The following is a 2,615-nucleotide window of genomic DNA, read 5'->3' as shown; positions in this document are numbered from 1 at the left end:
ACAAACTGGGTGCAAAAATTAAGAACCAGGTAAAGATTGTTCCTCAATTGGAGTTCTTCCTCGATGATACCAACGAATATGTTGAACACATGGATAAACTATTTGAAGAGATAGGCAAAGAACCGCGTCAACCAGAATAGTACCATCTATCGCAGCATGTTAAATAACCATGGTATTTGAACTGGATACGAAAAGACTGGAGTTTCCACACCCAAGCTATGCAGAAGAAGATGGTTTACTCGCCGTAGGAGGAGATCTTTCGGTAGATCGTTTGCTACTGGCCTATAGTAACGGAATTTTCCCCTGGTTCAGTGATGATAGCCCGATACTTTGGTATGCCCCAAATCCCCGATTTGTGATCGATCCGTCCAAGATCAAGATCAGCAAGAGCATGGCGAGTGTTCTCCGGAAAAAAACATTTTCCTTATCGATAGACCGCAGCTTTAAAGAAGTCATTCAGCTTTGCGCAACTATGAATAGAAAAGATCAGACTGGAACCTGGATAACACAGGACATGATCGAAGCATATAGTAAACTTGCGGAGCTGGGTTATGCACATTCGGTGGAAGTTTGGCAAGATAGTATACTGGTTGGGGGGCTTTATGGTGTGTTAATCAATGGTGTCTTTTGTGGCGAAAGCATGTTTTCAAAAGTCGCCAACGCTTCGAAAGCGGCTCTGATTTATCTCGCCCAAGAAATTGAACTTTGTTTAATTGATTGCCAATTTCACACAGATCATTTGGAAAGCATGGGCGGAGAATACCTCTCCTTGACAGATTATTTAGCAATACTAACAAAAGACCAAAGACATGAGTAGTCCCTATCGTAAACATTTTGACATCGCTTCAGCGGTAACTTACCTCACCACACCAGGATCCGGCTTACTTTCACGTGAAACAAAGGCCTGGCGCGCCAAAAGAGACCAAGATTTCTTCGACGCGAACAGCACCTTACGTGAACAGCAAGGTGCAACTTTAGATGCCTGTCGGGATACGCTCGGTAAATTTTTCAATTGCCCTTCCCAAAATGTCTTCTTATCAAGTTGTTTTTCCTTTGCCTTCAATGCGCTATTGGCAGGTTTACCAAAACAAGCTAAGGTTTTATTACTGAATAATGATTATCCTTCCGTTAATTTTCCGACGATATTAAGTGGTTTTGAACACCAATTTGTCACGATGGACGAACAATTGGAAACGAATTTATTGGACACAATAGCAACATTCAAACCAGATGTTCTCATCCTTTCCATTGTTCAATATATTTCGGGGTTAAAAATAGATCTATCCTTCATACAGGAATTAAAGCATCAGCATCCCGAGTTGTTGATTGTAGGCGACGGCACCCAATACTTAGGGACAGATCTTTTTGATTTCGCACTTTCTGGCTTTGACGCCGTATTATCAAGTGGATACAAATGGCTTATGGCTGGCTTTGGTAATGGCTTTGTCCTCTTAAGTGAAAGACTCAAAGCGATGCTTTATGCGGATATCCAAAAAAATTACAGCTTCCTCAACAATCAATGGATGAATAAATCTGTGGTACAACTCTGTTTTGAACCAGGGCATTTGGACACACTATCGCACGGAACGCTACAGCAGTCTCTTCTTCAATTGGAGGAATGGGGCTTTGCCGAAACTGTGGCCTATACCCAAAAATTGATCGAAGATGCCCGCACAGAACTTGCCGACAGAAAACTGTTATTGGACAGCATCATCAATAGACGTCCACAGAGTAATATTTTCAATATTCAGATCAACCCAGACAATTATCAAACACTCCTGGATGAGGGCATAAAATGCTTTCCCCGAGGTTCGGGAATCCGTGTCGGATTTCATTTATACAATGATCACGCGGATCTTGAAAAGCTACTATATATTATTGACACAAAAGTAAAGTAAACATGAAATTTAGAATAGGCGACTTAGTACGGTTTGTCGATGAACCCATTGAGGGGCATATCACATCCATGCAGCCCAACGATATTGTAGGCGTTACAGACGACACCGGTTTTGAGATTCCGGTGCCAATGGATAAAATCACCCTTGTCTTCGGTAATATGCGTCGCGCAGATGATGAACTTGACCAGCATGCGACACCACTGACACCACATCGATTTATCGAAAAAGGAATACTTTTGGCAATCTCGGGAGATCACAAAGATGGACTTGCCAAATTACACATCATCAATGAAACGAGCTTTGAACTCCTGGTATCTGTATCTGAAGCGACAGCGAATAAAGTGAAAGGTATTTTCAGTAATAAGATACCACCGCACGACTCTATGCAGTTTTATACAGGCAACTTTGCAAATGTTGGTAAATGGCCTACCTTCCGTTTTCAGATCATACGGCATAGCGGCAGTTTGCAGGAACTGACCTCACCAATCAACAGAGAACAACGTGTACGTCCTGTAGATCTTACTAATCCAAAAGTCCTTAACGAAATTTTGGATGAAAAAATATGGTCTTACGAACTGGATAAGATTGAAGAGGATTTAGGACTGGACAAGCTGAAAAGTCATTTCGTACCGCATCGTCCAAACAAAAAATAAGCTAGATGAATTTCATCTAGCTTATTTTTTTTCTGAAACTGCTTGATCTTATTGGCCAGAAAGA

3 protein-coding genes are annotated in these 2,615 nt (G+C 41.5%); all 3 read left to right on the top strand.

Going from position 1 to position 2,615, the window contains the following annotated elements; genetic code table 11:
• The first annotated feature begins 169 nt into the window (after positions 1 to 169).
• Genes aat through B2X72_RS15265 form a run of 3 tightly spaced genes read left to right on the top strand, consistent with a single transcriptional unit; the run spans position 170 to position 2,551 of the window.
• Entirely contained in the window at positions 170 to 817 is a 648-nt protein-coding gene (aat, locus tag B2X72_RS15275) for a leucyl/phenylalanyl-tRNA--protein transferase (RefSeq protein ID WP_075990926.1), read from the top strand.
• Positions 810 to 1,898, top strand: coding sequence for an aminotransferase class V-fold PLP-dependent enzyme (locus B2X72_RS15270; protein WP_286850405.1), 1,089 nt, complete (start codon positions 810 to 812; stop codon positions 1,896 to 1,898). Before aat ends, B2X72_RS15270 begins: the two co-directional genes overlap by 8 nt.
• 2 nt (positions 1,899 to 1,900) lie before the next feature.
• Positions 1,901 to 2,551 (top strand): hypothetical protein, encoded by a 651-nt coding sequence (locus B2X72_RS15265; protein ID WP_159731357.1) that lies wholly within the window; start codon positions 1,901 to 1,903, stop codon positions 2,549 to 2,551.
• The last annotated feature ends 64 nt before the right edge of the window (positions 2,552 to 2,615 follow it).

The sequence above is a fragment of the Sphingobacterium sp. UBA7253 genome, from assembly GCF_002472745.1.
Classification (GTDB): domain Bacteria; phylum Bacteroidota; class Bacteroidia; order Sphingobacteriales; family Sphingobacteriaceae; genus Sphingobacterium; species Sphingobacterium siyangense.
Note: the sequence above shows the minus strand (reverse complement) of the source record. Positions and strands in the feature narration are given on the sequence as shown.